General features: G+C 37.2%; 27 protein-coding genes and 1 other annotated feature. Of the genes, 26 read left to right on the top strand and 1 reads right to left on the bottom strand.

Features of this window, described 5'->3' with window-relative positions; translation table 11 throughout:
* Nucleotides 1-69 precede the first annotated feature (69 nt).
* From murC to GSM_RS05255, 26 genes are all read left to right on the top strand, one after another.
* The gene (gene murC, locus GSM_RS05380) at nt 70-1,401 is read left to right on the top strand and encodes a UDP-N-acetylmuramate--L-alanine ligase (RefSeq protein WP_003690469.1); all 1,332 of its coding nucleotides are present in this window, start codon (nt 70-72) and stop codon (nt 1,399-1,401) included.
* Nucleotides 1,402-1,687: 286 nt separating this feature from the next.
* The gene (locus tag GSM_RS05375) at nt 1,688-2,173 is read left to right on the top strand and encodes a MaoC/PaaZ C-terminal domain-containing protein (RefSeq protein WP_003690471.1); all 486 of its coding nucleotides are present in this window, start codon (nt 1,688-1,690) and stop codon (nt 2,171-2,173) included.
* Nucleotides 2,173-2,868 carry a Bax inhibitor-1/YccA family protein gene (locus tag GSM_RS05370; RefSeq protein WP_003690473.1) on the top strand — a complete coding sequence of 232 codons (696 nt, stop codon included), beginning with the start codon at nt 2,173-2,175 and terminating at the stop codon, nt 2,866-2,868. The genes GSM_RS05375 and GSM_RS05370 overlap by 1 nt, the downstream gene beginning before the upstream one ends.
* Nucleotides 2,869-3,013: 145 nt before the next feature.
* Nucleotides 3,014-5,695, top strand: coding sequence for a DNA polymerase I (gene polA / locus GSM_RS05365; protein ID WP_003690474.1), 2,682 nt, complete (start codon nt 3,014-3,016; stop codon nt 5,693-5,695).
* A gap of 21 nt (nt 5,696-5,716) precedes the next feature.
* Nucleotides 5,717-6,544, top strand: a complete 828-nt coding sequence (gene mutM / locus GSM_RS05360; protein ID WP_003690477.1) for a DNA-formamidopyrimidine glycosylase — start codon at nt 5,717-5,719, stop codon at nt 6,542-6,544.
* Complete coding sequence (coaE, locus tag GSM_RS05355; RefSeq protein WP_003690479.1) at nt 6,545-7,144, top strand: dephospho-CoA kinase; 600 nt, start codon at nt 6,545-6,547, stop codon at nt 7,142-7,144.
* Nucleotides 7,145-7,181: 37 nt separating this feature from the next.
* Nucleotides 7,182-7,676, top strand: coding sequence for a transcriptional regulator NrdR (gene nrdR, locus GSM_RS05350; RefSeq protein ID WP_003690481.1), 495 nt, complete (start codon nt 7,182-7,184; stop codon nt 7,674-7,676).
* A gap of 17 nt (nt 7,677-7,693) precedes the next feature.
* Entirely contained in the window at nt 7,694-9,067 is a 1,374-nt protein-coding gene (locus tag GSM_RS05345) for a DnaD domain protein (protein ID WP_003690482.1), read from the top strand.
* 15 nt (nt 9,068-9,082) lie between these two features.
* Nucleotides 9,083-10,000 carry a primosomal protein DnaI gene (dnaI, locus tag GSM_RS05340; protein ID WP_003690484.1) on the top strand — a complete coding sequence of 306 codons (918 nt, stop codon included), beginning with the start codon at nt 9,083-9,085 and terminating at the stop codon, nt 9,998-10,000.
* Nucleotides 10,001-10,316: 316 nt separating this feature from the next.
* A complete protein-coding gene (thrS, locus tag GSM_RS05335) occupies nt 10,317-12,254 on the top strand; it encodes a threonine--tRNA ligase (RefSeq protein ID WP_003690487.1) in 1,938 nt (645 codons plus the stop codon).
* Nucleotides 12,255-12,295: 41 nt separating this feature from the next.
* Nucleotides 12,296-12,430 (top strand) — a sequence feature (ribosomal protein L20 leader region).
* A gap of 44 nt (nt 12,431-12,474) precedes the next feature.
* On the top strand, nt 12,475-12,975 hold the full coding sequence (gene infC / locus GSM_RS05330) for a translation initiation factor IF-3 (protein ID WP_003690490.1): 501 nt from the start codon (nt 12,475-12,477) through the stop codon (nt 12,973-12,975).
* Nucleotides 12,976-13,005: 30 nt separating this feature from the next.
* A complete protein-coding gene (rpmI, locus tag GSM_RS05325; protein ID WP_003690491.1) occupies nt 13,006-13,206 on the top strand; it encodes a 50S ribosomal protein L35 in 201 nt (66 codons plus the stop codon).
* A gap of 93 nt (nt 13,207-13,299) precedes the next feature.
* Entirely contained in the window at nt 13,300-13,659 is a 360-nt protein-coding gene (gene rplT, locus GSM_RS05320; protein WP_003690493.1) for a 50S ribosomal protein L20, read from the top strand.
* A 242-nt stretch (nt 13,660-13,901) separates the two neighbouring features.
* Nucleotides 13,902-14,435 (top strand): YqeG family HAD IIIA-type phosphatase, encoded by a 534-nt coding sequence (locus GSM_RS05315; RefSeq protein ID WP_003690495.1) that lies wholly within the window; start codon nt 13,902-13,904, stop codon nt 14,433-14,435.
* Nucleotides 14,428-15,546 carry a ribosome biogenesis GTPase YqeH gene (yqeH, locus tag GSM_RS05310; RefSeq protein ID WP_010077884.1) on the top strand — a complete coding sequence of 373 codons (1,119 nt, stop codon included), beginning with the start codon at nt 14,428-14,430 and terminating at the stop codon, nt 15,544-15,546. The genes GSM_RS05315 and yqeH overlap by 8 nt, the downstream gene beginning before the upstream one ends.
* Before the next feature lie 10 nt (nt 15,547-15,556).
* On the top strand, nt 15,557-15,871 hold the full coding sequence (gene yhbY / locus GSM_RS05305; protein WP_010077883.1) for a ribosome assembly RNA-binding protein YhbY: 315 nt from the start codon (nt 15,557-15,559) through the stop codon (nt 15,869-15,871).
* Nucleotides 15,872-15,899: 28 nt separating this feature from the next.
* Nucleotides 15,900-16,541, top strand: coding sequence for a nicotinate-nucleotide adenylyltransferase (locus GSM_RS05300; protein WP_010077882.1), 642 nt, complete (start codon nt 15,900-15,902; stop codon nt 16,539-16,541).
* Nucleotides 16,534-17,127: a bis(5'-nucleosyl)-tetraphosphatase (symmetrical) YqeK gene (yqeK, locus tag GSM_RS05295; protein ID WP_010077881.1), complete on the top strand. Its 594-nt coding sequence runs from the start codon at nt 16,534-16,536 to the stop codon at nt 17,125-17,127. Before GSM_RS05300 ends, yqeK begins: the two co-directional genes overlap by 8 nt.
* Before the next feature lie 12 nt (nt 17,128-17,139).
* Nucleotides 17,140-17,496, top strand: a complete 357-nt coding sequence (rsfS, locus tag GSM_RS05290; RefSeq protein ID WP_010077880.1) for a ribosome silencing factor — start codon at nt 17,140-17,142, stop codon at nt 17,494-17,496.
* Nucleotides 17,496-18,233: a class I SAM-dependent DNA methyltransferase gene (locus GSM_RS05285; protein WP_010077879.1), complete on the top strand. Its 738-nt coding sequence runs from the start codon at nt 17,496-17,498 to the stop codon at nt 18,231-18,233. Before rsfS ends, GSM_RS05285 begins: the two co-directional genes overlap by 1 nt.
* Nucleotides 18,234-18,245: 12 nt before the next feature.
* Entirely contained in the window at nt 18,246-19,388 is a 1,143-nt protein-coding gene (locus GSM_RS05280; protein ID WP_010077878.1) for a nucleotidyltransferase, read from the top strand.
* A gap of 82 nt (nt 19,389-19,470) precedes the next feature.
* Nucleotides 19,471-20,013 (top strand): YceD family protein, encoded by a 543-nt coding sequence (locus GSM_RS05275; RefSeq protein ID WP_010077877.1) that lies wholly within the window; start codon nt 19,471-19,473, stop codon nt 20,011-20,013.
* Nucleotides 20,014-20,099: 86 nt separating this feature from the next.
* A complete protein-coding gene (gene rpmF / locus GSM_RS05270; protein ID WP_010077876.1) occupies nt 20,100-20,276 on the top strand; it encodes a 50S ribosomal protein L32 in 177 nt (58 codons plus the stop codon).
* Nucleotides 20,277-20,439: 163 nt separating this feature from the next.
* Entirely contained in the window at nt 20,440-21,027 is a 588-nt protein-coding gene (yihA, locus tag GSM_RS05265; RefSeq protein WP_010077875.1) for a ribosome biogenesis GTP-binding protein YihA/YsxC, read from the top strand.
* Between the two features lie 16 nt (nt 21,028-21,043).
* Nucleotides 21,044-21,343 (top strand): nucleoside triphosphate pyrophosphohydrolase family protein, encoded by a 300-nt coding sequence (locus GSM_RS05260; protein WP_010077874.1) that lies wholly within the window; start codon nt 21,044-21,046, stop codon nt 21,341-21,343.
* A 36-nt stretch (nt 21,344-21,379) separates the two neighbouring features.
* A complete protein-coding gene (locus GSM_RS05255; protein WP_040538228.1) occupies nt 21,380-22,462 on the top strand; it encodes a S66 family peptidase in 1,083 nt (360 codons plus the stop codon).
* Nucleotides 22,463-22,588: 126 nt separating this feature from the next.
* Here the strand turns inward: GSM_RS05255 and GSM_RS15270 are convergent, their stop codons facing one another.
* On the bottom strand, nt 22,589-22,726 hold the full coding sequence (locus GSM_RS15270) for an SPJ_0845 family protein (protein ID WP_169790341.1): 138 nt from the start codon (nt 22,724-22,726) through the stop codon (nt 22,589-22,591).
* Nucleotides 22,727-22,920 lie beyond the last annotated feature (194 nt).

The raw sequence follows: 22,920 nt of genomic DNA, 5'->3' as shown, positions 1-22,920 counted from the left end.
AATCACGCCTGTTTTGTGGTAAACTAAAGCGGTGGTTTTATTTAATTAAAGAAAAGAGAGGACAATAATATGGATACAGAAACCACCTATTATTTTGTAGGAATCAAGGGAACGGGAATGAGTTCGTTAGCCTTACTTTTACATGATAAAGGATTAAAAGTTATTGGTTCTGATATTGAAAAATATACTTTTACACAACGAGGACTAGAATTAGCGGGAATAAAAATATTGCCCTTTGATGAAAAAAATATTCGAAAAGGTTTGACAATTATTCAAGGCAATGCTTTTGGTGATGATCATCCTGAAATTAAAAAGGCCAAGGAAATTGGTATTGAAGTTATTACATATCCTGATTTTTTGGAGAAAATCGTAGAAAATACAACAAGTATCGGAATTGCAGGGGCACACGGAAAGACAAGTACTACAGGATTATTAGCACATGTCTTGGGTGGAGTTGCACCAACTAGTTATTTAATTGGTGACGGTTCTGGCAAGGGCGTACCTGATGCACGTTTCTTTGTTTTTGAAGCTGATGAGTATCGTCGCCATTTTGTTGCGTATCATCCCGATTATGTGGTTATGACCAACGTAGATTTTGATCATCCTGATTATTTCACAGGAATTGAAGATGTTTTTGATGCTTTTGAAACTTTGGCTAAGCAGACCAAAAAGGGAATCTTCGCCTGGGGAGAAGACAAATATTTAAGGAATCTAAAGGCGGATGTTCCAGTTCATTACTATGGAACTTCTGCAGATAATGAGTTCAGAGCAACGAATATCAAGCGTGCAACAACAGGTTCGACTTTTGATGTATATCATTACGATGAATATTTAGGTACTTACGAGATTCCGATTTTTGGTGAGCACAATGTGTTAAACAGTCTTGCTGTGATTGCAGTATCCTATTTTGAAAAGGTGTCACAAGATGAAGTTAAACGTGAGTTATTAACTTATCAGGGCGTGAAGAGACGCTTCACTGAGAAATTTGTTGCGGATATGACAATCATTGATGACTATGCTCATCATCCTTCAGAAATCAAGGCAACAATTGATGCTGCACGTCAAAAATATCCAAATAAGAAAATTATTGCGGTTTTTCAGCCACACACGTTCAGCAGGACAATTGCTTTGATGGACGATTTTGCAACTAGTCTAAATCTTGCTGATAAAGTATACTTGACTGAAATCTTCAGCTCAATTCGCGAACATGGAGGAAATGTTTCAAGTACTGATCTAGGCAATAGGATTACAAAAGGTGGAGAAGTTTTGAAGGTTGATAATATGTCTCCATTACTTGATTTTCATGATGCTGTTGTCGTATTTATGGGTGCTGGTGATATTCAAAAATATGAATATGCTTATGAAAAGTTATTAAGTAGCTTAAGTCTCAAAAATAATTAGAATTGTAAAAAACATTTTTATTATAAACAATGCTGGAGCAGGGTCAAAAGTTAATTTTTGCCTTGGCTCCTTTATTTATTCCAAATAAATGTGTTCCATAAGTCAAGCTTCTCCGCTTAAACTTAAAGCACTCGTACTAACTATGTCTGTGTTCGAAATTTTGTCGTAGTAATCAAAGTTTACTAATCTTAACCATATTTCATTTTTATTTTTATATCAGATGGATTGAGGCAATTCAAAGTATATGCTAGAATACTCTTAAGACTATATGGAGGTGTCGATATTAATGTCAGAAGATACTCATAGGCAGGGGAAAACGATTGATGATTTGAATGAAGGAGATTCGTTGACGGTTAATGAGAGTGTTTCGGATCGAGATATTTTGTTGTATTTAGGGATGACTAATGACAATAATCCGCTGTACATTCAGGATGAATATGCAAGAAGTATGGATTATAAGGCGGCAATAGTTCCACCAGTTTTATTGACAGGGATTATTACAAGGTCAGTATCAAAGTTACTTCCAGGTCCTGGGAGTCAGGTAGTCAATTTGTCAGTCAATTTTATTTTGCCGGTGTATCATGAAGAAGATGTGACCTTTACTTTTGAGGTCATAAAGGTAGACGACATGAAAGAAGTAGTCACGCTGGCCGTGACAGGTGTTAATGATGATAATTGTCGGATTGTTGATGCGGTCGTGATGGTTAGACCACCTGCTAAGGTAGCGCTGCTGGGGAACGATGAGAATGAAAGTGCAGAGGTGAGTGTATAATGGAGAATGGAAGAAAATTAGTAAGTAATACTGGTGTCAACGGATTTCTAACAAAAATGTATGGTTTTATGGCTGGTGCAGTTGCAATTTCTGCATTGGTTGCGTATCTAGTTTCGGATGTTTTCTACAACGAAGTTGCCACTTATATGGCTGAGCATCAGTTCATGATGTTTGTCTTGTTTGGTTTGCAGCTATTGATTGCTGTAGGAATGTCCTTTAAAGCTGATAGGTCACCAGTTGCTTCAAGTTTTGGCCTTGTAGCTTTTGCTGTGATTCAGGGAGTCTTTTTTGGGCTCATAGTTTCTTTGTACACGGCAAGTGATGTTACAATGGCTTTTGTAGGAGCTGCTGCAGTATTTGTTTCGATGGCTGTAATTGGAACAACCACTAAGAAAGATCTGTCAAGGATTGGAACACACGCATTAGCAGCCTTGATTGCTTTGGTTATTGTTTCAGTTATTAACATTTTTTTACAGAGTACAATGATTACATTTGTTTTCTCATTTGTTGGAGTGATTATTTTTACTGCTTTAACTGCTTGGGATGCTCAAAAATTCAGAACTTTGTATTTGCAAACGAGGGGCCAGGTTTCTGGAACTAATTTAGCATTAATGGGTGCTTTGCAGCTTTACTTAGATTTTGTTAACCTCTTTATTAGTCTCTTGAATATTTTTACAGGTTTTAATAACAAGTAAGATAATATCGTATTTAAAAAACTTCGCTGGGAGAAGAATCTTAGCGAAGCTTTTTTTTGTAGAACGGAGTCGTCGATTTCTATTAATGGTTACGATAGTTTGTTAAAATAAGAGATGACGATAATATATCAAAGGAGCTAATTGAATGAATAAACAAAAGAAATTATTGCTCGTTGATGGTAATAGTGTTTCATTTCGTGCTTTTTTTGCACTCCATCAATCACTTGAAAGATTTGTGAATCATAACGGTCTACATACCACCGCTATTTATGGTTTTAAAAACATGCTGGATAAAATCATCGAAAAAGTCCAACCTAGTCATATTTTGGTAGCATTTGACGCAGGCAAAAAGACATTTAGGACTAAAAAATTCGATGAATATAAAGGGGGACGCTCTAAAACACCAAGTGAACTTTCTGAGCAATTCCCATATATAAGAAATTTATTAACTGCTTATGGAATTAAAAGTTATGAATTAGCAAATTTTGAGGCAGATGATATTATTGGTACCTTGGCGAATGAAGCGGAAAATCAAGGCTTCAAGGTTACGGTTGTGACGGGAGATCGTGATTTGACACAACTTACAACTGATAAGACAACAGTGGCAGTTACACAAAAGGGTGTTACAGAAGTTGAAGAATACACCCCAGCACATGTATTTGAGAAACTTGGAATTAGACCCGATCAAATTATTGATATGAAGGGATTAGTTGGAGATAATTCGGATAACTATCCTGGAGTAACAAAAGTTGGTGAGAAAACTGCGATTAAGTTACTAAAGCAATTTGAAACAATCGAAGGAATTTACGAGAATTTAGATAGTATTAAGGCTTCTAAGATGAAAGAACATTTAATTGAGGATCGTGAACTGGCTTTCTTATGCAAGGATTTGGCAAGAATATTAAGAAATGCTCCTATTGAGGTTACGGTTGATGATGCAAAATGGTCAGGACCAGTGGAAGAAGAATTAAGATCATTCTACGAAGAAATGGATTTCAAGAGCTTCCTTGCCAAAATGAGTTCCCCCAGTAGCGATAATAATTTGCAGACAAAACAAAACAAGACTCCTAAGTTAGAGTATCAGAAGTTGGATAAGCAAAATAGCAACAGCTTAGTCTTTGAAAAAAACACAACTGTTTCTTTCTATCTGGAGATGAGTGGTGAGAATTATCATCAAGCGCAATTCGCTGGTTTTGCTCTTAAAATAGGGTCGAAGATATATGTTAGTCGTGATGTAGAACTTTTGAAGAAAGCAAACATCAAGGAATTGCTGGAAAATAAAGCCGTAAAAATCGATTTATTTGACGGTAAACGAACTTTTGTTGGACTTAAGCGACTAGATATTGACCTTGCGAGTGTCGATTTTGATATGTTGCTTGTATCATATTTATTAGACTCAAGTGACAATAATAATGACTTTGGTAAATTAGCACATCAGCATGACTATTTTGATGTTGCAAGTGATGAGGAAGTATATGGCAAAGGAGCAAAATACCAAATTCCTGCAGAAGATGACGTTTTTTTTGAACATTTGGCTGGAAAAGTTCAGGCAATCGAACAGCTGAAGGAAAGCTTAATGAAAAAACTTTACGAAAATAAACAGGAAGAACTTTATTTTGAAATCGAACGTCCTCTTTCTTTGGTTTTAGGAGAAATGGAAGTTGCTGGAATCAGATTGGATAAAAGCAGACTTGAAGAAATGAGCAGTAAGTTGAAGGAAAGATTAACGGAATTGGAGCAGGCAATCCACACTGAAGCTGGGGAAGATTTTAATATTAATTCACCCAAACAGTTAGGCGTAATTTTATTTGAAAAATTGAAATTGCCTGTGATTAAGAAGACAAAGACTGGGTATTCGACTGCAGTAGGAGTGTTGGAAGAGCTAAGAGGAATGGCTCCGATTATCGATAATATTTTGAAATACCGTCAAATTGCAAAGATTCAGTCAACCTATGTTGAAGGTTTGCTGAAAGTTGTTTCGCAAAAAGATGGTAAGGTCCATACTAGATATACTCAGACACTCACGGCGACAGGGAGATTGTCATCTGTGGACCCTAATCTGCAAAATATTCCTGTGAGATTAGAAGAAGGGCGACAAATCAGAAAAGCATTTGTCCCCGAAAAAGCTGGCTGGGAGATTTTTTCATCAGATTATTCGCAAATCGAATTGCGGGTTCTGGCACATATCTCTCATGATAAAAATATGCAAGCTGCCTTTAATGAAGGAGCCGATATCCATGCAAATACTGCAATGCAAATATTCGGATTGGATTCAGCTTCTGAAGTCACAAGCAATATGCGAAGACAGGCGAAGGCCGTTAACTTTGGAATTGTGTACGGAATAAGTGATTATGGGCTGGCACAAAATATCGGAATTACGCGTAAACAAGCAAAGAGTTTCATAACACGTTATTTTGAGATTTTTCCTGGAGTAAAGCAATATATGGATGAGATCGTGGAGAAAGCCCATGAACAAGGATACGTTGAAACATTGTTTAAGAGGCGAAGATATTTACCCGAAATTAAGAGTAAAAACTTTAATTTGCGTTCCTTTGCTGAAAGAACTGCCATGAATACTCCAATTCAGGGTAGTGCTGCAGATATTATCAAGGTTGCTATGATAAATATGCAAAAAATGCTTAGAAGAGAAAAGTTTGAAGCAAAAATGTTGTTGCAAGTGCATGATGAGTTAATTTTTGAAGTACCGGACAAAGAAATTGCAGCACTGGAAAAATTTGTACCAAAAGTAATGGATCAAGCAGTTTCCTTGGAAGTTCCACTTAAAGTTGAAAGTGCACATGGAAAAACATGGTTTGATGCAAAATAAGGATTTGAGAAGGAGATAAAAATGCCAGAGTTACCTGAAGTGGAGACTGTACGCCAAGGATTGCGCCAATTAGTGCTGAATAAAAAAATTCGAAATGTAATCGTTCTTTATCCTAAGATAATAAATGGAGATACTAATATTTTTATTGAAACGCTTGAGGGATTGACAATCAAAGAAATTAAGCGACGCGGAAAGTACTTAATTTTTAATTTTAATGAAGATATCTCTATGGTTTCTCATTTGCGAATGGAAGGAAAGTATTTTGTGAGACAAGCTGGTGACGAGGTGGAGAAGCACACCCATATTATTTTCGAATTCACGGATGGCAAGCAGCTTAGATATAATGATGTTCGTAAATTTGGGAGGATGGAATTAGTCAAAACAGATAAGGTTGCTGATTTAAAATGTCTAAAGAAATTGGGACCAGAACCGACAAAAAGCGATTTTAGTGTGGAAGATTTTGCAGATAAATTGAAAAAGAAAAATAAGATGATTAAGCCTGCATTGCTTGACCAAAATTTGGTCGCTGGTTTGGGCAACATCTATGTGGATGAGGTTTTGTGGATGAGCAAAATAAATCCAGAGACGATTGCCAGTCACCTGAGCAAAAATGAAATTGAAGCTTTGCATGATGCAATTATTACCGAATTAGCAAAAGCAGTGAAAGCTGGAGGAACAACTATTAGGAGTTATACTAATGCATTTGAAAATTCCGGATTGTTTCAATTTGAGTTGAATGCATATGGTAGAACAGGTGAACCCTGTCGCAGATGTGGTACATTAATAAAAAAAATAGTTGTTGCTCAAAGAGGGACTCATTATTGCCCAAGTTGTCAGAAGGTGGAATAGATGACATACATTCTGGGATTAACTGGAGGAATTGCATCTGGCAAATCAACAGTCAGCCGCTTTTTAAGAGAAAAAGGTGCAAGAATTATTGATGGAGATGTTGTTGCACGTGAAGTCGTTCAAAAAAATAGTGTTGGTTTAAATGAAATCGTGAAAATTTTTGGAGAAAATTACTTAACAAGCACAGGCGAATTAAATCGCAAGAAACTAGGCTCGCTGGTGTTTAATAATAAAAATAAATTAAAGCAATTAACTGATATTACGGGACCGTTAATTCATAAGCAGATTGAAAATTTGGTTGCTGAAGCTAAAAAGACAAATTGCAGATTGTTGGTATTAGATATTCCATTACTTTTTGAAGGAAATTATCAAAAATATTGTGACAGTGTCATGTGTGTTTGGATCCCAAAAAAGTTGCAGATAGAGCGCTTGATGGCAAGAAATGGATATACTGAGAAACAAGCACAGCAACGAATCTTGAGTCAAATGTCAAATGATGAGAGATGTTCTTTAGCCGATGTTTTAATTGATAATTCTAAACAAGTTGAAGAAACACTTGAGCAAGTGCTAAAATGGCTAGAGACAATGGATTTAGTGTAACTATATACTAAAGGTATAAAATAATGAGGTGAAAAATATGAGATGTCCCAAGTGCCATCATAATGGTTCGCGAGTAGTTGATAGTCGTCCGGCAGATGATGGTCATGTAATTAGAAGACGCCGTGAGTGTGAAGCTTGTGGCTTTAGATTTACAACATTTGAGCGCATTGAGGTTACTCCTCTCCTAGTAATCAAGAAGGATGGGACACGCGATGAATTTAATCGTGAAAAGATTATACGGGGGATTATTAGAGCGGCCGAAAAGAGACCAGTTGGCATGGATCAGATTACGCAAATTGTTGATGATGTTGAAAATAAGGTGCGCTCACTTGGAGAAAGTGAAGTTTCCAGTCAGCTAATCGGAGAATATGTGATGGGAATGCTGGCAGATGTCGATGAAATATCTTATATCCGTTTTGCAAGTGTTTATAGACAGTTTAAGGATATGCGTGTATTCCTAAAAGAACTGCAAGAAATGATGGCACGGGATAAAAAGAATCTTTCAAGTGAAGACGACGAAAAGAATGAATAAGAAGGGTGTGAGTGCAGATGGTTGTTGAGGAGAGGGACTTTACACCTAAAGATGGATTCGTAGTATACACAGGGCAAAAAATATACGAATCCCAATTGGAAGTAGCTTTAAAACTTTATCAACCATTGATTGGAACAGTAGGCTTTAGTCTGTACGCTCTCTTGCGGACAATGGTGCAGTCTGATTTGCATCTCTCGAACCGGAAAATGCATAGTGAATTATTTGATTTACTTGGTGTAGGCACACAGACTTTTTACGAGGCTAGGTGCAAGCTGGAAGCAATCGGATTGCTTAGGACGTTTGAGCAAAGCGATGAACTTGGCAAATTAGTAATTTATGAGATTCAAGAGCCGCAAAGGCCTGAGAATTTTTTTGCGGATGATTTGTTGCGAAGCTTGTTGCTTGAAACTGTTGGTGAAAGAATCTTTAAAGAGCTCCAAGCTTATTTTTTCTTTTCGCCGATTGAAAAGAAAAAAGCGGTTGAGACTACTAAACATTTTCTTGAGGTATTCACAGTGCAGCCACAAACATTGAATGAAGGTAAAAACCTGCTGGAACCCGAGCAGACAGGATTACCTGGGAATAAGAGTAAACAAATTTCTAACTTGGATGAAGACTTCCTAAAACAGCTTATTGAACATTCCTTCGTTGACAGCAAACAAGTTTTTGATAATTATCAGAGGATAGCAGCAGCAAATGCAGTCTATGGGCTGGATGAGCTGGTATTAGTAAAATTGCTTGAAGAGGCTGCAAATGTTGCAACAAATCAAGTTGATTTTGATTTATTTTGGAAATTGGTTCATGAGAAATTTTCAAAGCAAGATTCAAACCCGACACTAATTGTTAATTCGGCTGCTGATACACCTAAGAAATTAACAAATAAAAAGCAGAAAATAATAAAGAGCGAAGATCAAGAACTGTTGGATGCAAGTAAGGCATATGCCCCTGCAGAATTCTTGCAGGAGTTGAAACGAGAGAAGGGCTCATTTGTAACCGGTTCTGAAAGAAACATCATTGAATGGGTTGTACAAAAGAATCTCTTCCAGGCTGATATAATAAATATTTTAATTCATTATATGATAGTTGACCGTAGTATGGCGACTTTAAATCGGGCCTTTTTTGAGGCAGTAATTGCTGATTGGAGTCAAAAAAAGATTAGTACACCGGAAGAAGCAATGCTCCAGGTGCGGAATTTCAATGCGCCTAAAAAACAAAATTCAGCGTATGTGAAAACTCAAAGATACACAGGTAACAAGAAAGTTGTACAAAAAGAGAAACTACCGGACTGGGCCAAAAGCGAATATGTCTCAGAAGATAAGTCGGTCTTGAGCAAAGAAGAACAAGAAAAGTTAAAAAAAAGATTGAGCAGATTTAAGAAAAAAATCGATTAAAAAGGAGGTGGGAAGATGAAGGATGTTGGTGAAGAAATGGCACATCAGCTTCGCAATAGGAACTGGGTAAAGAACTACAAAGAGTTAATTGATGATGCTTTTGCAGATGAGGAAGTCAAGGATTTTGTGAAGGAGAATCAATTGTCTCAGGCGGAATTAGCGCGTAGCGCCAGTAAGGTCTATGAATTTGTCAGCATAAAAAGACAGATTAAAAATGGAGAAGTCACACCTGCTCCAGGTTATCAACCACAATTGATTCTGAGTAACCACTTAATAGATGTTGCGTATGTTCCGAGTGAAGAATTGATGAAGAGTCAAAAGCAAGCGGAAATCAGGGCACGAGTCAGAACACTCAATATGCCAAAGGCAATTAGAACCGCTCAGTTGGCAGACTTTGATATAACTGGCCGCGAAGAGATTGCTCAAGCAGCAGCCGATTTTATTGATACTTATACTGCTAATCCGCAAAAATTTATTCAAGGAATGTATTTGCAAGGAAGTTTTGGTGTTGGTAAAACGTATCTTTTAGGTGCAATCGCAAATGGGCTTGCAGAAGAGGGATTTCGCTCAACAATGCTTCATTTTCCATCTTTTGCTGTTGAAGTCAAAGGTGCGATTGGTTCGAACAATGTTATTGGAAAAATTGATAGCATAAAGAAAGCACCTGTTTTGATGTTGGATGATATCGGAGCTGATCAATTGTCGAGCTGGCTAAGAGATGATGTTTTGGGAATTATTCTGCAATATCGTATGCAAGAGGAGTTACCAACTTTCTTTAGTTCAAATCTTTCACTGCAAGATTTATTGGAACAATATTTAACAGTCAATAATCGTGGAGAAGCTGAGCCGCTTAAAGCTCGCAGAATAATGGAACGCATTGTATTTTTGAGTAAAGAGTATACGATGATTGGCAGGAACAGACGACATTCATAAATTATAATTTAAGGCTTGAATGATTTATGCAATCGTGGTTTAATAGTGGTTGAGTAATATATCGGAGGACGAAAGGTTGTTCAAGTCAGGGATGAGTGGCAATAACTGCAAGCTACTCAGCAGAACAATTTACCACCTCTATGATGAATTTATTCCAATATTGATTATTGGAACGGGTCGGACCTGTTAAAAACGATTTGAGAGATTTTTGATATCTGAATTTGGGTGGAACCACGCTAATTGCGTCCCTAGTATACTTTTTAAAGTATGCTAGGGACTTTTTATTTTGCAAATAATTTTAAAGGAGAGATGGATTATGGTTAAAGTTAAGTTCCCTGATGGGGCTATTAAAGAATTTGAAAATGGGGCAACTGTTGAGACCGTTGCTCAATCAATAAGCACGAGTCTTGCCAAAAAAGCAGTTGCTGGTCGTTATAATGGCCAATTGATTGATTTTAACGCACCATTAGAGGCCGATGGAGAAATTGAAATTATCACAAAGGATTCTGAAGATGGATTGAAGGTTTTATGGCAGACAGCTTCCCTATTGTTGGGTGCATCACTATCCGATCTATATTCAGAAATGAAATTTGGTGAAGGTAGCGTTAGTGAACACGGCTTTTTCCTTGACACAGATAACGCAGCTGGTCAAGTTGCTGAAACTGAATTTGAAAAAATTACACAAAAGATGCAAGAAATTGTGAAATCTGGGGCAAAGGTCGAACGCTTGGTAGTTGATGAAAAAGAAGCATTGGCATTAGTAGATGGCGACGCCTATCGCATGGAACTTGTTAAGGAAGCCGTTGTTTCTGGCAAGGTTATTTTACACAAATTAGGTAATTTTGTAGATGTTTCCGCAGGTGCATATTTGGAAAAGGTTAGCTCAATTAAGATTTTTAAACTACTTTCAGTGGCTGGTGCATACTGGAAGGGTGCTTCAAGCAATCCAATGCTTCAACGTATTTATGGAACTGCTTTTTATAAACAAAAGGAATTGGATGCCGAGTTACAAAGAAGACAAGAAGCACGTGAACGTGACCACCGTGTAATTGGAAATGACTTGGACTTGTTCTTTGTTGATCCTAAGGCTGGTGCAGGCTTGCCATATTGGATGCCTAATGGTGCCACAATTCGCCGTACAATTGAACGCTACATTATTGATAAAGAAGTATCTCGTGGCTATGAGCATGTGTATACACCAGTTCTTGCTAACCTAGATTTGTACAAGCAATCGGGACATTGGGACCATTATCGTGAGGATATGTTCCCTCCAATGGATATGGGTGATGGTGAGTTATTAGAATTACGGCCAATGAACTGTCCTTCACATATTCAAATATATAACCATCATATTCGTTCATATCGTGATCTTCCTTTGAGAATTGCCGAATTAGGAATGATGCACCGTTATGAGAAATCTGGTGCACTTACAGGATTATCACGTGTTCGTGAAATGACATTGAATGACGGACATACATTTGTTACACCTGACCAAATTGAAGAGGAATTTAAAAACACCTTGCAATTGATGGTTTCAGTATATGCTGATTTTGATATTACCGACTATCGTTTCCGTTTAAGCTACCGTGATCCTAAAAATACGCATAAGTACTTTGATGATGATGAAATGTGGGAAAAATCACAAAAAATGCTTAAATCTGCAATGGATGACTTGGGTCTAGATTACTTTGAAGCAGAAGGTGAAGCTGCCTTTTATGGTCCTAAGCTTGATGTTCAGACGAAGACAGCTTTAGGCGGTGAGGAGACTTTGTCTACGATTCAATTAGATTTCTTATTGCCTGAGAAATTCGATTTGCATTACATCGGTGCAGATGGTGAAGAACATCGTCCTGTTATGATTCATCGCGGAATTGTTTCAACAATGGAGCGATTTACAGCTTATTTGACAGAAATGTATAAAGGAGCATTCCCAACTTGGTTGTCACCAAAACAAGTTACAATTATTCCTGTCAAAAATGAATTACACTTGGCATACTGTGAAGAGTTGCGTGCTCGTTTGGCAGCTGCCAATGTACGTGTATCAATCGATGATCGCAATGAGAAAATGGGTTACAAAGTACGTCAGGCTCAGGTTACAAAAGTACCTTATATCCTTGTTGTGGGTGATCAAGAGGTTGCTTCCAATGAAGTTGCAGTGCGTCGTTATGGCGAGAAAAAGACGGTTAATGTGACAAAGGATGAATTTGTTAATGAAATTTTGGCAGATATTGCTAGTTACAGTCGTACAAATTAATGTTTGACTTTAATTTGGTAACAATGTATAGTTAAAGAGTTGAGAAAAAGCAGAAGCAACCCGCTTCTCGCCTAGCGAACTAATAGTTCACGGGCAGATGATTATTTATTTCGAATTGATGAAGTGAAGATTAGTCCGGGTAGCTTTTTGTAAGCTATCCGGTTTTTTCTGCGTTTTCTCTGATATTAAACGGAGGTGAAGCATCATAGCAGTAGATAAGATGGTAAATGAAGGCATACGTGCAAGTGAATTGCGCTTAATTGCCAGTGATGGTTCCCAACTTGGGGTTAAAACCAAACAAGAAGCACTAACGTTAGCTGAACAATCTAGTCTGGATCTCGTTTTAGTTGCTCCAAAGGCGAAACCACCTGTTGCCAGAATTATGGATTATGGTAAATATCGGTTTGAACTGCAAAAGAAACAACGTGAAGCAAGAAAGAATCAAAAGGTCATCAATGTTAAAGAAGTTCGTTTGAGTCCAACTATTGACACAAATGACTTTAACACCAAATTGAATAATGCGCTTAAGTTCCTTGGAAAGGGAGATAAGGTAAAGGTATCAATCCGCTTTAAGGGACGCGCAATTACTCATAAAGAAATCGGTTATGATGTTTTGAATCGATTTGCAAAAGCAGTTGAAGAAGTTGCAACTGTAGAATCGAGAGCAAAAATGGATGGACGCAGCATGTTCATGATGCTGGCACCTAAAGCCGAAAAATAGGTTTTAATATAGTAGGAGGAAGAAAGTATTATGCCAAAACAAAAAACACATCGTGCATCAGCAAAACGTTTCAAGCGTACAGGGGATGGCGGATTAAAGCGCTCAAATGCTTTTACAAGTCACCGTTTCCACGGAAAGACAAAGAAACAACGTCGTCAATTACGCAAGGCATCAATGGTATCTAGCTCAGATATGAAGCGTATCAAGCAGATGCTTTCACAAATGAATTAATTAAAATAAAATTGATGATGAGGTCTTGAAGAAAAGACCATTTCGAGGGTGTACTAAAGATAAGCACCTCGAATATATAAGGGAGGAATTATCATGCCACGTGTTAAAGGTGGAACAGTTACGCGTCAACGTCGTAAAAGAATGATTAAATTAGCAAAAGGGTACCGCGGTTCAAAACATATTCAATTTAAGGTAGCTAAACAACAAGTTATGAAGTCATACTTGTATGCTTTCCGTGATCGTCGTAAGACGAAGACAAACTTCCGTAAGTTATGGATTGCTCGTATCAATGCAGCTGCTCGTATGAATGGTATTAGCTACAGCAAATTAATGCATGGTTTGAAGCTTGCTGAGATTGAAGTTAATCGTAAGATGTTAGCTGACCTTGCAATTAGTGATAATGCAGCATTTACAGCACTTGTTGAAGAAGCAAAGCAAGCATTAGCGAAATAATTTGCAGATATGTAAGAGAGCGTGATATAAGCTGGTAGATTAGAGCGCTAACTACGCGAAATTTTACCTCATGAAACACGTTTATACGTACATTATCAATAAAGGGGCTGCTGGTCATAACTTTTGACCCAGCCCCTTTATTTTACATTGAGAAATTTATTAATAAACGTAATTTTTTTGCTTTAAGTAGGGTTCATAGAATATAATTAACAAGCAAAAGGATTAATATAGGAGTGAACCAAATGCTGACTCGTTTCAAACCAACTTGGATGATTACCTCAATATACGAGATAACTCCAGATGAAATTAAGGAAATGGGCATTAAAGTAATCTTAACTGACCTAGACAATACACTGATTGCATGGAATAATCCAGATGGTACTCCTAAGTTGCGCGAGTGGCTTGAGATCATGAGTAATGAAAAGATCCCAGTCGTTGTTGTTTCCAATAATAATAAAAAGCGTGTTGCGCAAGCAGTTGAACCGCTAGGGCTGCCTTTTATTGCACGTGCGATGAAACCACTAACTAAGGGAATCAATGAAGCTAAGAAGAAATTAGATCTGGAAGACAGTCAGATTGTCCTAGTTGGTGACCAATTACTTACAGATGTCGCAGCAGCAAATGCAGCTAAAATAAGAAGCATCTGGGTCAAACCACTTGTTGAGACGGATGCATGGAATACAAAACTAAATCGGTTCTTAGAGAAAATAATTAAGAAAAGACTACAGAAAAAGAATATTATAAAAAAAGTTTGGGGGCATTCACTGAATGACTGATGAAACTGAGGCACTATACTGTATTGGATGTGGCTCATTAATTCAAAGCAACGATCCTGATGGGCTAGGTTATGTACCTGCTTCTGCTTTGAAGAAACAAGTTGAAACTAAGGAATTATATTGTAAGAGGTGTTTTAGATTACGCCATTATAATGAAGTTTCAGATGTTAATTTAACAGATGATGATTTCTTGAAGATTTTGACACAAATTGGAGATACGGATGCATTGATTGTAAATGTGATTGATATCTTTGATTTCAGTGGGTCAATTATTCCTGGGATTCAACGCTATGTTGGTAAAAATCCAATCCTGATGGTTGGTAATAAGGAAGATTTGCTGCCCAAGTCACTTAAGCGTACAAAGCTAAAGGATTGGATTAGACAAAGTGCCAATTTAGTTGGGCTTAGACCAGCAGACGTGGCCTTGGTAAGTGCGGGAAAGAATCACGGAATAGCAACACTCCTTTCCTTAATCGAGAAGTATCGTGAAGGACGTGATGTATATGTCGTAGGGGTGACCAATGTTGGTAAGTCAACCTTGATTAATCAGATTATCAAACAGCAGACAGGAATAAATGAGTTAATTACTACATCCCGCTTTCCAGGAACAACTCTTGATAAGATAGAGATACCATTGGATGATGAACATTTTTTAATTGATACTCCAGGAATTATTCACCAACATCAAATGGCACATTTTCTTAGCGGTAAGGAACTTAATGTTGCTTCACCACAAAAAGAAATAAAGCCACGGGTGTATCAGTTGAACGCGGGACAGACACTCTTTCTTGGCGGCTTAGCCCGCTTTGATTATATTACTGGTGAAAAGGATGGAATTGTTGTTTATACAGATAATAATTTGATGTTGCACCGAACAAAATTAGAAAATGCAGATACGTTGTATGAGAAACATGTTGGAGAACTGCTTCAGCCACCTTCTGAAGAAACATTGACAAAGCTACCCAAGTTGGTCAGATTTGAGTTTAAAACTGTCCAAAAAAGTGATTTGGTTTTTTCAGGGCTCGGCTGGATTACTGTTTCAGCAGGTGCTGTAGTTGCCGGATGGGCACCAAAGGGTGTATCTGTAACTATTAGACGCGCAATGATTTAAGGAGAAATAAATGAACTTATTAAGCGGAAAACAAAAGAAATTTTTAAAGGCCAAGGCACATAATATGAGACCTATTTTTCAAGTTGGTAAAGAAGGAGTTTCGGATAAATGGGTTGAACAAATTAAAAATGCCTTGGACAAACGTGAATTGATAAAGATTAATGTATTGCAAGGTTCAGATTTTGAAGCGAGTGAGGTTTCTGACTATTTAACAGAGAATACGGATATTATTGTTGTTCAAGTTATTGGCCACGTACTCGTTTTATATCGGCAATCATCCAAGATAGAAAATCGCGAAATTTCGGCTGAATTACAAAATTTTTAATATGAGATATAATAGGGAGTGTCAATAGATGAATGTTAATACACTCGTTAAATCAGTTGTTCAGACTAAACCGATAGTTGAGCCAAATGAGAGTGGCAAGAAAAAACGAGTAGGTATATTAGGAGGTACTTTCAACCCACCACATACGGGTCATCTGATAATTGCTGAGCAAGTTGCGAGTCAACTTGATTTGGATGAGATGCTTTTCATGCCAGATGCCTTGCCGCCACATGTCGATCATAAAGATGCGATAGCAGCCGATGATAGAAAAAAGATGGTTGAGTTAAGCATTGCAGGAAATCCGCTTTTTGATCTGGAGACTGCTGAGTTGGAACGTGGCGGAATAAGTTATACATTTGATACTATAGTTGAGTTAAAGAGAAAGCATCCTGATTATGAATATTATTTTGTCATCGGTGGAGATATGGTTGACTACCTTCCAAAATGGTACAGAATTGGCGAACTGGTAAAATTAGTTCATTTTGTGGGAGTTGCCAGAACAGGATTTCCGAAAGAAAGCAAGTATCCTGTTATGTGGGTGGATGTACCACTGATTGAAATTAGTTCAACGCAAATTCGTTGGAATATCCAGCATAATTGTTCAATAAAATATTTGGTTCCTAAAGATGTAGAGCATTACATTAAGGAGGAAGGTCTCTATCTTGAGTGAGCAAGAGTATAGTCGTAAATATTTTCCAGGTACAAGAACTGAATTGTTAGCTAAAGTTAAAAATAGTGTTAGTAACAAACGTTATCAGCATATATTAGGTGTTGAACAGGCAGCTGTTAGAATTGCTAAGCTTAATAAATTTAATATTGAAAAAGCAAGCATAGCGGCCTTGGTGCATGATTACGCAAAAGAACGCAGTGCGGAAGAATTTAAGAAAGTTATAACGGACAAGAACCTTGACGCCGACTTATTGAATTGGAATAATTATCTTTGGCACGGAGTTGTAGGCGCTGAGATTATTAAAGATGAGTTGCATATTGAAAACGAAGAAATCTTGAATGCAGTAAGGAGACATACTGTAGGTGCTGAAAATATGACTATTCTTGATAAAATCGTTTATGTCGCTGATTATGTTGAGAATGGCAGGGTATTTCCAGATGTCAATATTGCACGAACATTAGCTTATAGTAATTTGGATGACGCTGTTGCATTTGAGACTAAACATACATTGGAGTATCTGATTTCTACCAATGGTGTAGTGTATCCGGATGCAATTTTAACTTATAATAAATGGGTAGTTAAATAAAAGGAGAATTTAATGGATAGTAAAGAAATATTAAAAGTTGTTGTTGAGGCTGCTGACAGCAAACGCGCCGAAGATATAGTTGCATTGGATGTCAGCAAAATAAGTTATTTGGCTGATTATTTTGTAATAATGCAAGCAGATTCTGAGCGACAAGTTAAGGCAATCGTTGATAATATCGAAGAAGAAGTTGAAAAAGCTGGAATTGATATTAAACAAATTGAAGGAAAAAGTAGTGGTAATTGGATTTTAATTGATCTAAGGGACGTTGTTGTTCATGTGTTCAAGTCAGAAACAAGAGGCTTTTATAACCTTGAAAAACTTTGGGCTGATGCACCAATGGTCGAAGTCAAGGATTGGATTACGGAATAATGATCTACTCAACATTTGCACAAATCTATGATGAGTTAATGGATCCTGAGATCTATGATAATTGGGCGAAACTAGTTGATACAGTTACGGATAAACAACATAAGAAATTACTTGATTTGGCATGTGGTGCAGGCAGATTGGCAGTGATACTTGCTAAGGATGAATATCAAGTAACAGGTGTTGATTTGTCAGAAGAAATGTTGTCACTTGCGGAGGTTAGAGCCCGTGAAGAACAAGTTAAATTAGAACTTCTAAGCGCAAACATGACTGACTTGAGTGAATTAGAAAATTTTGATATTGTGACTTGTGGGTTGGATTCACTGTGCTATCTTGCTGATAAAGATGAACTGCTGCAGACCTTTCAGGAAGTTGCGGGTCATCTAAATGGAGATGGGGTATTTATTTTTGATGTAATCTCGCCGCATCAGACTGATGTTGTTTATCCAGGTTATATGTATAATTATACGACACAGGAGCAAGCTTTTTTATGGGAGAGTTTTGCAGGTGAAGTTCCACATAGTGTTATACATGATTTAACCTTTTTTGTTGCAAATAAGGATAGAACAAGCTATCAGCGTTATGAAGAAACTCATTATGAACGAACTTACGATTTAAATGTTTACTTAGAGCTTCTTGCTAAGGCTGGATTTAATAAAGTCAAAGCGACTGCTGATTATGGTAATGGAGAAATCGATGAAGAAACAACTCGTTTTTTCTTTGTTTGTCATAAGGCATAGGGAGGTACATGAATGGATATTGTGGGGATAGTTGCGGAGTATAATCCGTTTCACAATGGACATCTATATCAAATTAGTGAAGTGAAAAAAAGATTTCCGAATGCTGTCATAGTTGTTGTGATGAGCGGTAATTTTCTTGAACGGGGAGAACCGGCGCTTCTTGATAAATGGATGAGAGCGAAAGAGGCAATCTTAAATGGTGTTAATTTGGTTGTTGAGTTGCCGGTAGCCTTTTGCGTCCAACCAGCAGATCTTTTTGCATTTGGAGCGATAAGAATTCTTAAAGAACTGGGTGTGCAGAAGCTAGTCTTTGGTGTTGAAAATGTAGACTATGATTTTGACAAGATGGCTCAATTAACCAAAAAGGTACATGGAGATTTTTCAACTTACAATGAGTCCTATGCAAAGGCGTATCAGAGAGCTATTACGGAAAGAACGGGAGTGGATGTTTCTAAGCCCAATAATCTTTTAGGCTTGGCATATGCAAAAGCAAATCTGGAACTAGGTTCTTTTTTAGAATTGATACCAATTCAAAGAAAGAAAGCAGAGCATCATGATCAACAGCTACCAGTTGATTCACGAATTGCCAGCGCTTCGGCAATAAGAAGTGCAGTCTTGAGCAACAAGGAATTAGTTGTTAATTTTGTACCTAATTCAACAGTTGAGGATCTGCAACAGTCCAAAAAGGCAAGTTGGACGGATTTTTGGCCGCTGCTTAAATATCAGATTCTGACGAGCAAGGTACAGGAGTTAAGAGAAATATATGGAATGACAGAAGGGCTTGAGTTTAGACTTAAGGACAAACTAGAGAGAATGGGACCTGCAGTGGCTTTTACTGACTGGATAGATGAGGTTAAATCAAAGCGTTTTACGTATACTCACTTGACAAGATTAGCGACGATGATTTTACTTCAGGCAAAGAAGGATGAAGTCGCACAAGTCGTACGAAGCCCATACATCAGAATACTTGGATTTGATGATTTAGGCCAAAAACAACTGAATAATGTGAAGAAGAAAATGACATTTCCAGTTATTTCTCGAGTTTCACAAAAGATTGCTGCGAATCCGCTTGATTTGGACTACCGAGCAGGTTTGGTATATAGTCAGTGTAGTGGTCAGAGACAGGATTTTGGTCGAAAGCCATTTCAAGGTTAGTTGATGCTGTCAAGGAAAAACCATTGACAATGTATTTTTTGACAGGTATAATCAGGGTTGTTGCATTAGGAGGAAGTATTGAATGAAGTGGTCTTTGAATGAGCTAGGACAGATTGGTTCAACGCCTTTTCACTTCGAGGAGGTAGTCAACGTAGCCGATTCAATTGTTAAACGAAATAGCGAGATCACTGCTATTTCTCCAGCACAAGTAAGTGGCTTTTTCGTGGTGGATAGTTTAGGTCTCCTTGGTTCATTCAAGGTAAGCGTCAAGGTGACACTGCCTTCTACTAGATCTCTCAAGGTGGTAGAAATTCCGCTTGATTTTGAAGTAAGTGAATATTATGTGAGCCATAGGACACATGATTTATCTAGATTTGATGCCAAGGATGTCGTAATTATTTTGGAAGATGATATTTTGGACCTCAACCAAGCAGTTGAGGATAATATTCTGTTGCAGATTCCAACAAGAATTTTGACAGCTGAGGAAGAAGCTAGTGAAGACTTGCCTCAAGGTAAGGGTTGGGAAGTTTCTGAAGATGGTCGTAATAATCAAAAACAAAGGGATAAGGATACTATCGATCCGCGGTTAGCAAAACTAAAAGACTTTTTTGATAAAAAAAACTAGGACTTTAGCAGTTGCAAAATTGTTGAATTAAAAGTACAATTCTTTTTGTTGATTAATTTTATTAATTGAAGGAGGTGGCTGTTAAGATGGCAGTACCAGCACGTAAAACATCAAAAGCTCGTAAGAGATTACGTCGCACACATTACAAGTTGCAAACACCAGGTATGAGTGCTTGCCCTAACTGTGGCGAATTAAGAAAGTCTCATCATGTATGCCCAAGTTGTGGGTTCTACGGTGATAAGGAAGTTGTAAAAGTTGATTAATAACTGAGATGAGGGACCATGGCCCTTGTTTCATTTTTTAATGAATGATGCATCCCAAGCTGAATGAGCGAGGGATGTTTTTTTTGTAAAATATGTTTTATCTCTAGAGTCATGAAGACAAGATATGGTAGAATTTAGCAGTGTAGGGAAGGAAAGTAAGCGGATGAAAGTTCATAACGTAAATCTCAAAATAAGTGCTGTCAGACCAGAACAGTATCCAGATGAAGGATATCCCGAAGTTGCTTTGGTAGGTAGATCTAATGTCGGCAAATCATCCTTGATTAATCGTTTGATTAATAGGAAGAGCTATGCAAGAACATCAAGTCAACCAGGGAAAACACAAACATTGAATTTCTATGATGTAGAATCAATGCTTTATTTAGTTGATGTACCCGGCTATGGATATGCGAAGGTCTCTAAAGCTGAGCGTGAAAAATGGGGCAGAATGATTGAAACATACTTAGTTCAACGTGAACCTTTAAGAGGAGTCGTTTCCTTGATTGATGGGCGTCATGAGCCAACAGAATTGGATGTACAAATGGTCGAATTTCTGCAATACTATAATTTACCAGTTTTGTTAGTAGCTACAAAGATTGATAAGATACCAAGAAGTAAGTGGAATAAGGTTGAAAAAGACATCAAGAAAAAGATAAAGCTCAATGATGAAGATAAACTGGTACTCTTCTCTGCTACCCAAAAAATCGGTGATGATATCGTTTGGGATTGGATAGAAGAAAAAATAAATGGTTAGAAGGGATTGGAAATAGATGGAATTTAATGAATATCAAGAAGCTGCTACAAGAACGCTATACGGTAATGAGCAGGTACTTACAAATTGTGCCCTTGGGCTTGCCGGAGAGAGCGGTCAAGTGATAGATCTCATAAAAAATTATACATTTAAGGGTAAAGAACTAAATCGTGAAGAAATGATTCATGAAATGGGAGATGTGCTATGGTATCTGTCACAAATTGCTGCATGGGCAGATATTCCTTTTGATGAAATTGCCAAGGACAATATTGAAACACTTAATAAGCGATATCCACACGGATTTGCACAGGATAGTTAAGAAGAAGTAAAGCCGATATTAAAAATTAAAATAGGGATGATTTTAGTGAAACCACATACATTAAAAACTGGAGATAAGGTTGCTATTGTGAGCCTGTCTAGTGGTGTTTTGGGTGAAGATTTTGTAAAACATCAAAAAGAACTAGGGGAAAAGAGGCTCCGTAATTTTGGTTTGGAACCCGTCTATATGACTAATGCATTGATGGGTATAGAGTACTTGCAGAATCATCCAGAAGCACGTGCTGCTGATTTGAAAGAAGCCTTTTTACGTACGGACATTCAAGGAATATTTTGCGTGATAGGTGGAGATGACACTTATAGGTTGTTGCCATATTTACTTGATGATCAGGAATTTGTTACTGCAGTACATGATCATCCAAAGTTGTTTTCTGGTTTTTCTGACACGACGATTAATCATCTAATGTTTTACAAGTTAGGATTGCAGACATTTTATGGACCCAACTTTCTAAATGATTTGGCGGAACTGGACGAAAATTTACTGCCATATACTGCAAACACAATTAGTAGTTATTTTAAAAATACCCCTAATTTGAAAATTGTTTCAAGTGATACATGGTATGAAGAGCGAACTACCTTTTCACCCGAAGAAATTGGAACTGCGCGAATTAGTCATCCAGAGAAGCGAGGATATGAGACTTTAAATGGTGGTGGAATCGTAACTGGAAGACTGCTTGGTGGTTGCATAGATAGTCTAAATGATATTTTGACAAGCTCAAGGTACACAGATGAAAGAGAAATTTGTTTTAAATATGGGATATTTCCTGAGCTAAAGCAATGGGAAGATAAACTTCTCTTTATTGAAACTAGTGAAGAAAGACCTGCTCCAGATGAATATGAAGCAATGCTAAGTAACTTGGAACAACGCGGAATATTTGGTGTAATTAAGGCTATAATCGTGGGTAAACCACAAAATAATGTGTACTATCAGGAATATCGGGAAAAGTTGAAGAACATCGCAGCAAAATATCGTTTACCGGTTCTAATGAATGTTAATTTTGGACATGCATATCCTAGAACTGTAATACCTTATGGATGCATGGCGAAAATTGATTTTGATAAGAAATCATTTGAGATTACTGAACCATTATTTCAAGAATAGATGTATGAAATGTGTTGTTTTAGTTTTATGTATAAGAAAAGAGGCTTACCACAAGCAAAGATAATTCTTTGCGGCAGGCCTCTTTTTGATTCACACAAAATGTATTCTATAAATCTAAGCAAACTATTAATTTTTCTTGTTTTTTTCGTCAGCCTTTTTTTCTTTATCTTTTGGTCTCTGCTTTGTTCTAGGCTGTTTGGGGTCAACTGCGAATTTACCGAAGAGTTCATCGAGCTTTGTCTGGCTATTTATCGTAAGTCCCATAATTAAATCTCCCTTACTTATTATTACTAATAGAGTATCAGTTTGTAGGTAAAAATTCAATTAGAACACAGTATGTATATTTTATAGTTTATACACTTTATTTATGAATAAAAATGTTTATTTGACAATTTTATTGAATAATAATTCTTTTTGCTGTATACTTTACGTCGTTGAGTCAGAAAAGGTAAGGGAGA

Source organism: Liquorilactobacillus mali KCTC 3596 = DSM 20444 (genome assembly GCF_000260415.1).
GTDB classification, from domain to species: Bacteria; Bacillota; Bacilli; order Lactobacillales; family Lactobacillaceae; genus Liquorilactobacillus; species Liquorilactobacillus mali.
The sequence above is the reverse complement of the archived record's forward strand: the minus strand, read 5'-3'. Positions and strand labels throughout refer to the sequence as shown.

What these genes read in the sequence shown, in the direction of transcription:
- murC (WP_003690469.1), top strand. Translation starts at nt 70, where the DNA reads ATGGATACAGAAACCACCTATTATTTTGTAGGAATCAAGGGAACGGGA.
- GSM_RS05375 (WP_003690471.1), top strand. Translation starts at nt 1,688, where the DNA reads ATGTCAGAAGATACTCATAGGCAGGGGAAAACGATTGATGATTTGAAT.
- GSM_RS05370 (WP_003690473.1), top strand. Translation starts at nt 2,173, where the DNA reads ATGGAGAATGGAAGAAAATTAGTAAGTAATACTGGTGTCAACGGATTT.
- polA (WP_003690474.1), top strand. Translation starts at nt 3,014, where the DNA reads ATGAATAAACAAAAGAAATTATTGCTCGTTGATGGTAATAGTGTTTCA.
- mutM (WP_003690477.1), top strand. Translation starts at nt 5,717, where the DNA reads ATGCCAGAGTTACCTGAAGTGGAGACTGTACGCCAAGGATTGCGCCAA.
- coaE (WP_003690479.1), top strand. Translation starts at nt 6,545, where the DNA reads ATGACATACATTCTGGGATTAACTGGAGGAATTGCATCTGGCAAATCA.
- nrdR (WP_003690481.1), top strand. Translation starts at nt 7,182, where the DNA reads ATGAGATGTCCCAAGTGCCATCATAATGGTTCGCGAGTAGTTGATAGT.
- GSM_RS05345 (WP_003690482.1), top strand. Translation starts at nt 7,694, where the DNA reads ATGGTTGTTGAGGAGAGGGACTTTACACCTAAAGATGGATTCGTAGTA.
- dnaI (WP_003690484.1), top strand. Translation starts at nt 9,083, where the DNA reads ATGAAGGATGTTGGTGAAGAAATGGCACATCAGCTTCGCAATAGGAAC.
- thrS (WP_003690487.1), top strand. Translation starts at nt 10,317, where the DNA reads ATGGTTAAAGTTAAGTTCCCTGATGGGGCTATTAAAGAATTTGAAAAT.
- infC (WP_003690490.1), top strand. Translation starts at nt 12,475, where the DNA reads ATGGTAAATGAAGGCATACGTGCAAGTGAATTGCGCTTAATTGCCAGT.
- rpmI (WP_003690491.1), top strand. Translation starts at nt 13,006, where the DNA reads ATGCCAAAACAAAAAACACATCGTGCATCAGCAAAACGTTTCAAGCGT.
- rplT (WP_003690493.1), top strand. Translation starts at nt 13,300, where the DNA reads ATGCCACGTGTTAAAGGTGGAACAGTTACGCGTCAACGTCGTAAAAGA.
- GSM_RS05315 (WP_003690495.1), top strand. Translation starts at nt 13,902, where the DNA reads ATGCTGACTCGTTTCAAACCAACTTGGATGATTACCTCAATATACGAG.
- yqeH (WP_010077884.1), top strand. Translation starts at nt 14,428, where the DNA reads ATGACTGATGAAACTGAGGCACTATACTGTATTGGATGTGGCTCATTA.
- yhbY (WP_010077883.1), top strand. Translation starts at nt 15,557, where the DNA reads ATGAACTTATTAAGCGGAAAACAAAAGAAATTTTTAAAGGCCAAGGCA.
- GSM_RS05300 (WP_010077882.1), top strand. Translation starts at nt 15,900, where the DNA reads ATGAATGTTAATACACTCGTTAAATCAGTTGTTCAGACTAAACCGATA.
- rsfS (WP_010077880.1), top strand. Translation starts at nt 17,140, where the DNA reads ATGGATAGTAAAGAAATATTAAAAGTTGTTGTTGAGGCTGCTGACAGC.
- GSM_RS05285 (WP_010077879.1), top strand. Translation starts at nt 17,496, where the DNA reads ATGATCTACTCAACATTTGCACAAATCTATGATGAGTTAATGGATCCT.
- GSM_RS05280 (WP_010077878.1), top strand. Translation starts at nt 18,246, where the DNA reads ATGGATATTGTGGGGATAGTTGCGGAGTATAATCCGTTTCACAATGGA.
- GSM_RS05275 (WP_010077877.1), top strand. Translation starts at nt 19,471, where the DNA reads ATGAAGTGGTCTTTGAATGAGCTAGGACAGATTGGTTCAACGCCTTTT.
- rpmF (WP_010077876.1), top strand. Translation starts at nt 20,100, where the DNA reads ATGGCAGTACCAGCACGTAAAACATCAAAAGCTCGTAAGAGATTACGT.
- yihA (WP_010077875.1), top strand. Translation starts at nt 20,440, where the DNA reads ATGAAAGTTCATAACGTAAATCTCAAAATAAGTGCTGTCAGACCAGAA.
- GSM_RS05260 (WP_010077874.1), top strand. Translation starts at nt 21,044, where the DNA reads ATGGAATTTAATGAATATCAAGAAGCTGCTACAAGAACGCTATACGGT.
- GSM_RS05255 (WP_040538228.1), top strand. Translation starts at nt 21,380, where the DNA reads ATGATTTTAGTGAAACCACATACATTAAAAACTGGAGATAAGGTTGCT.
- GSM_RS15270 (WP_169790341.1), bottom strand. Translation starts at nt 22,726, where the DNA reads ATGGGACTTACGATAAATAGCCAGACAAAGCTCGATGAACTCTTCGGT.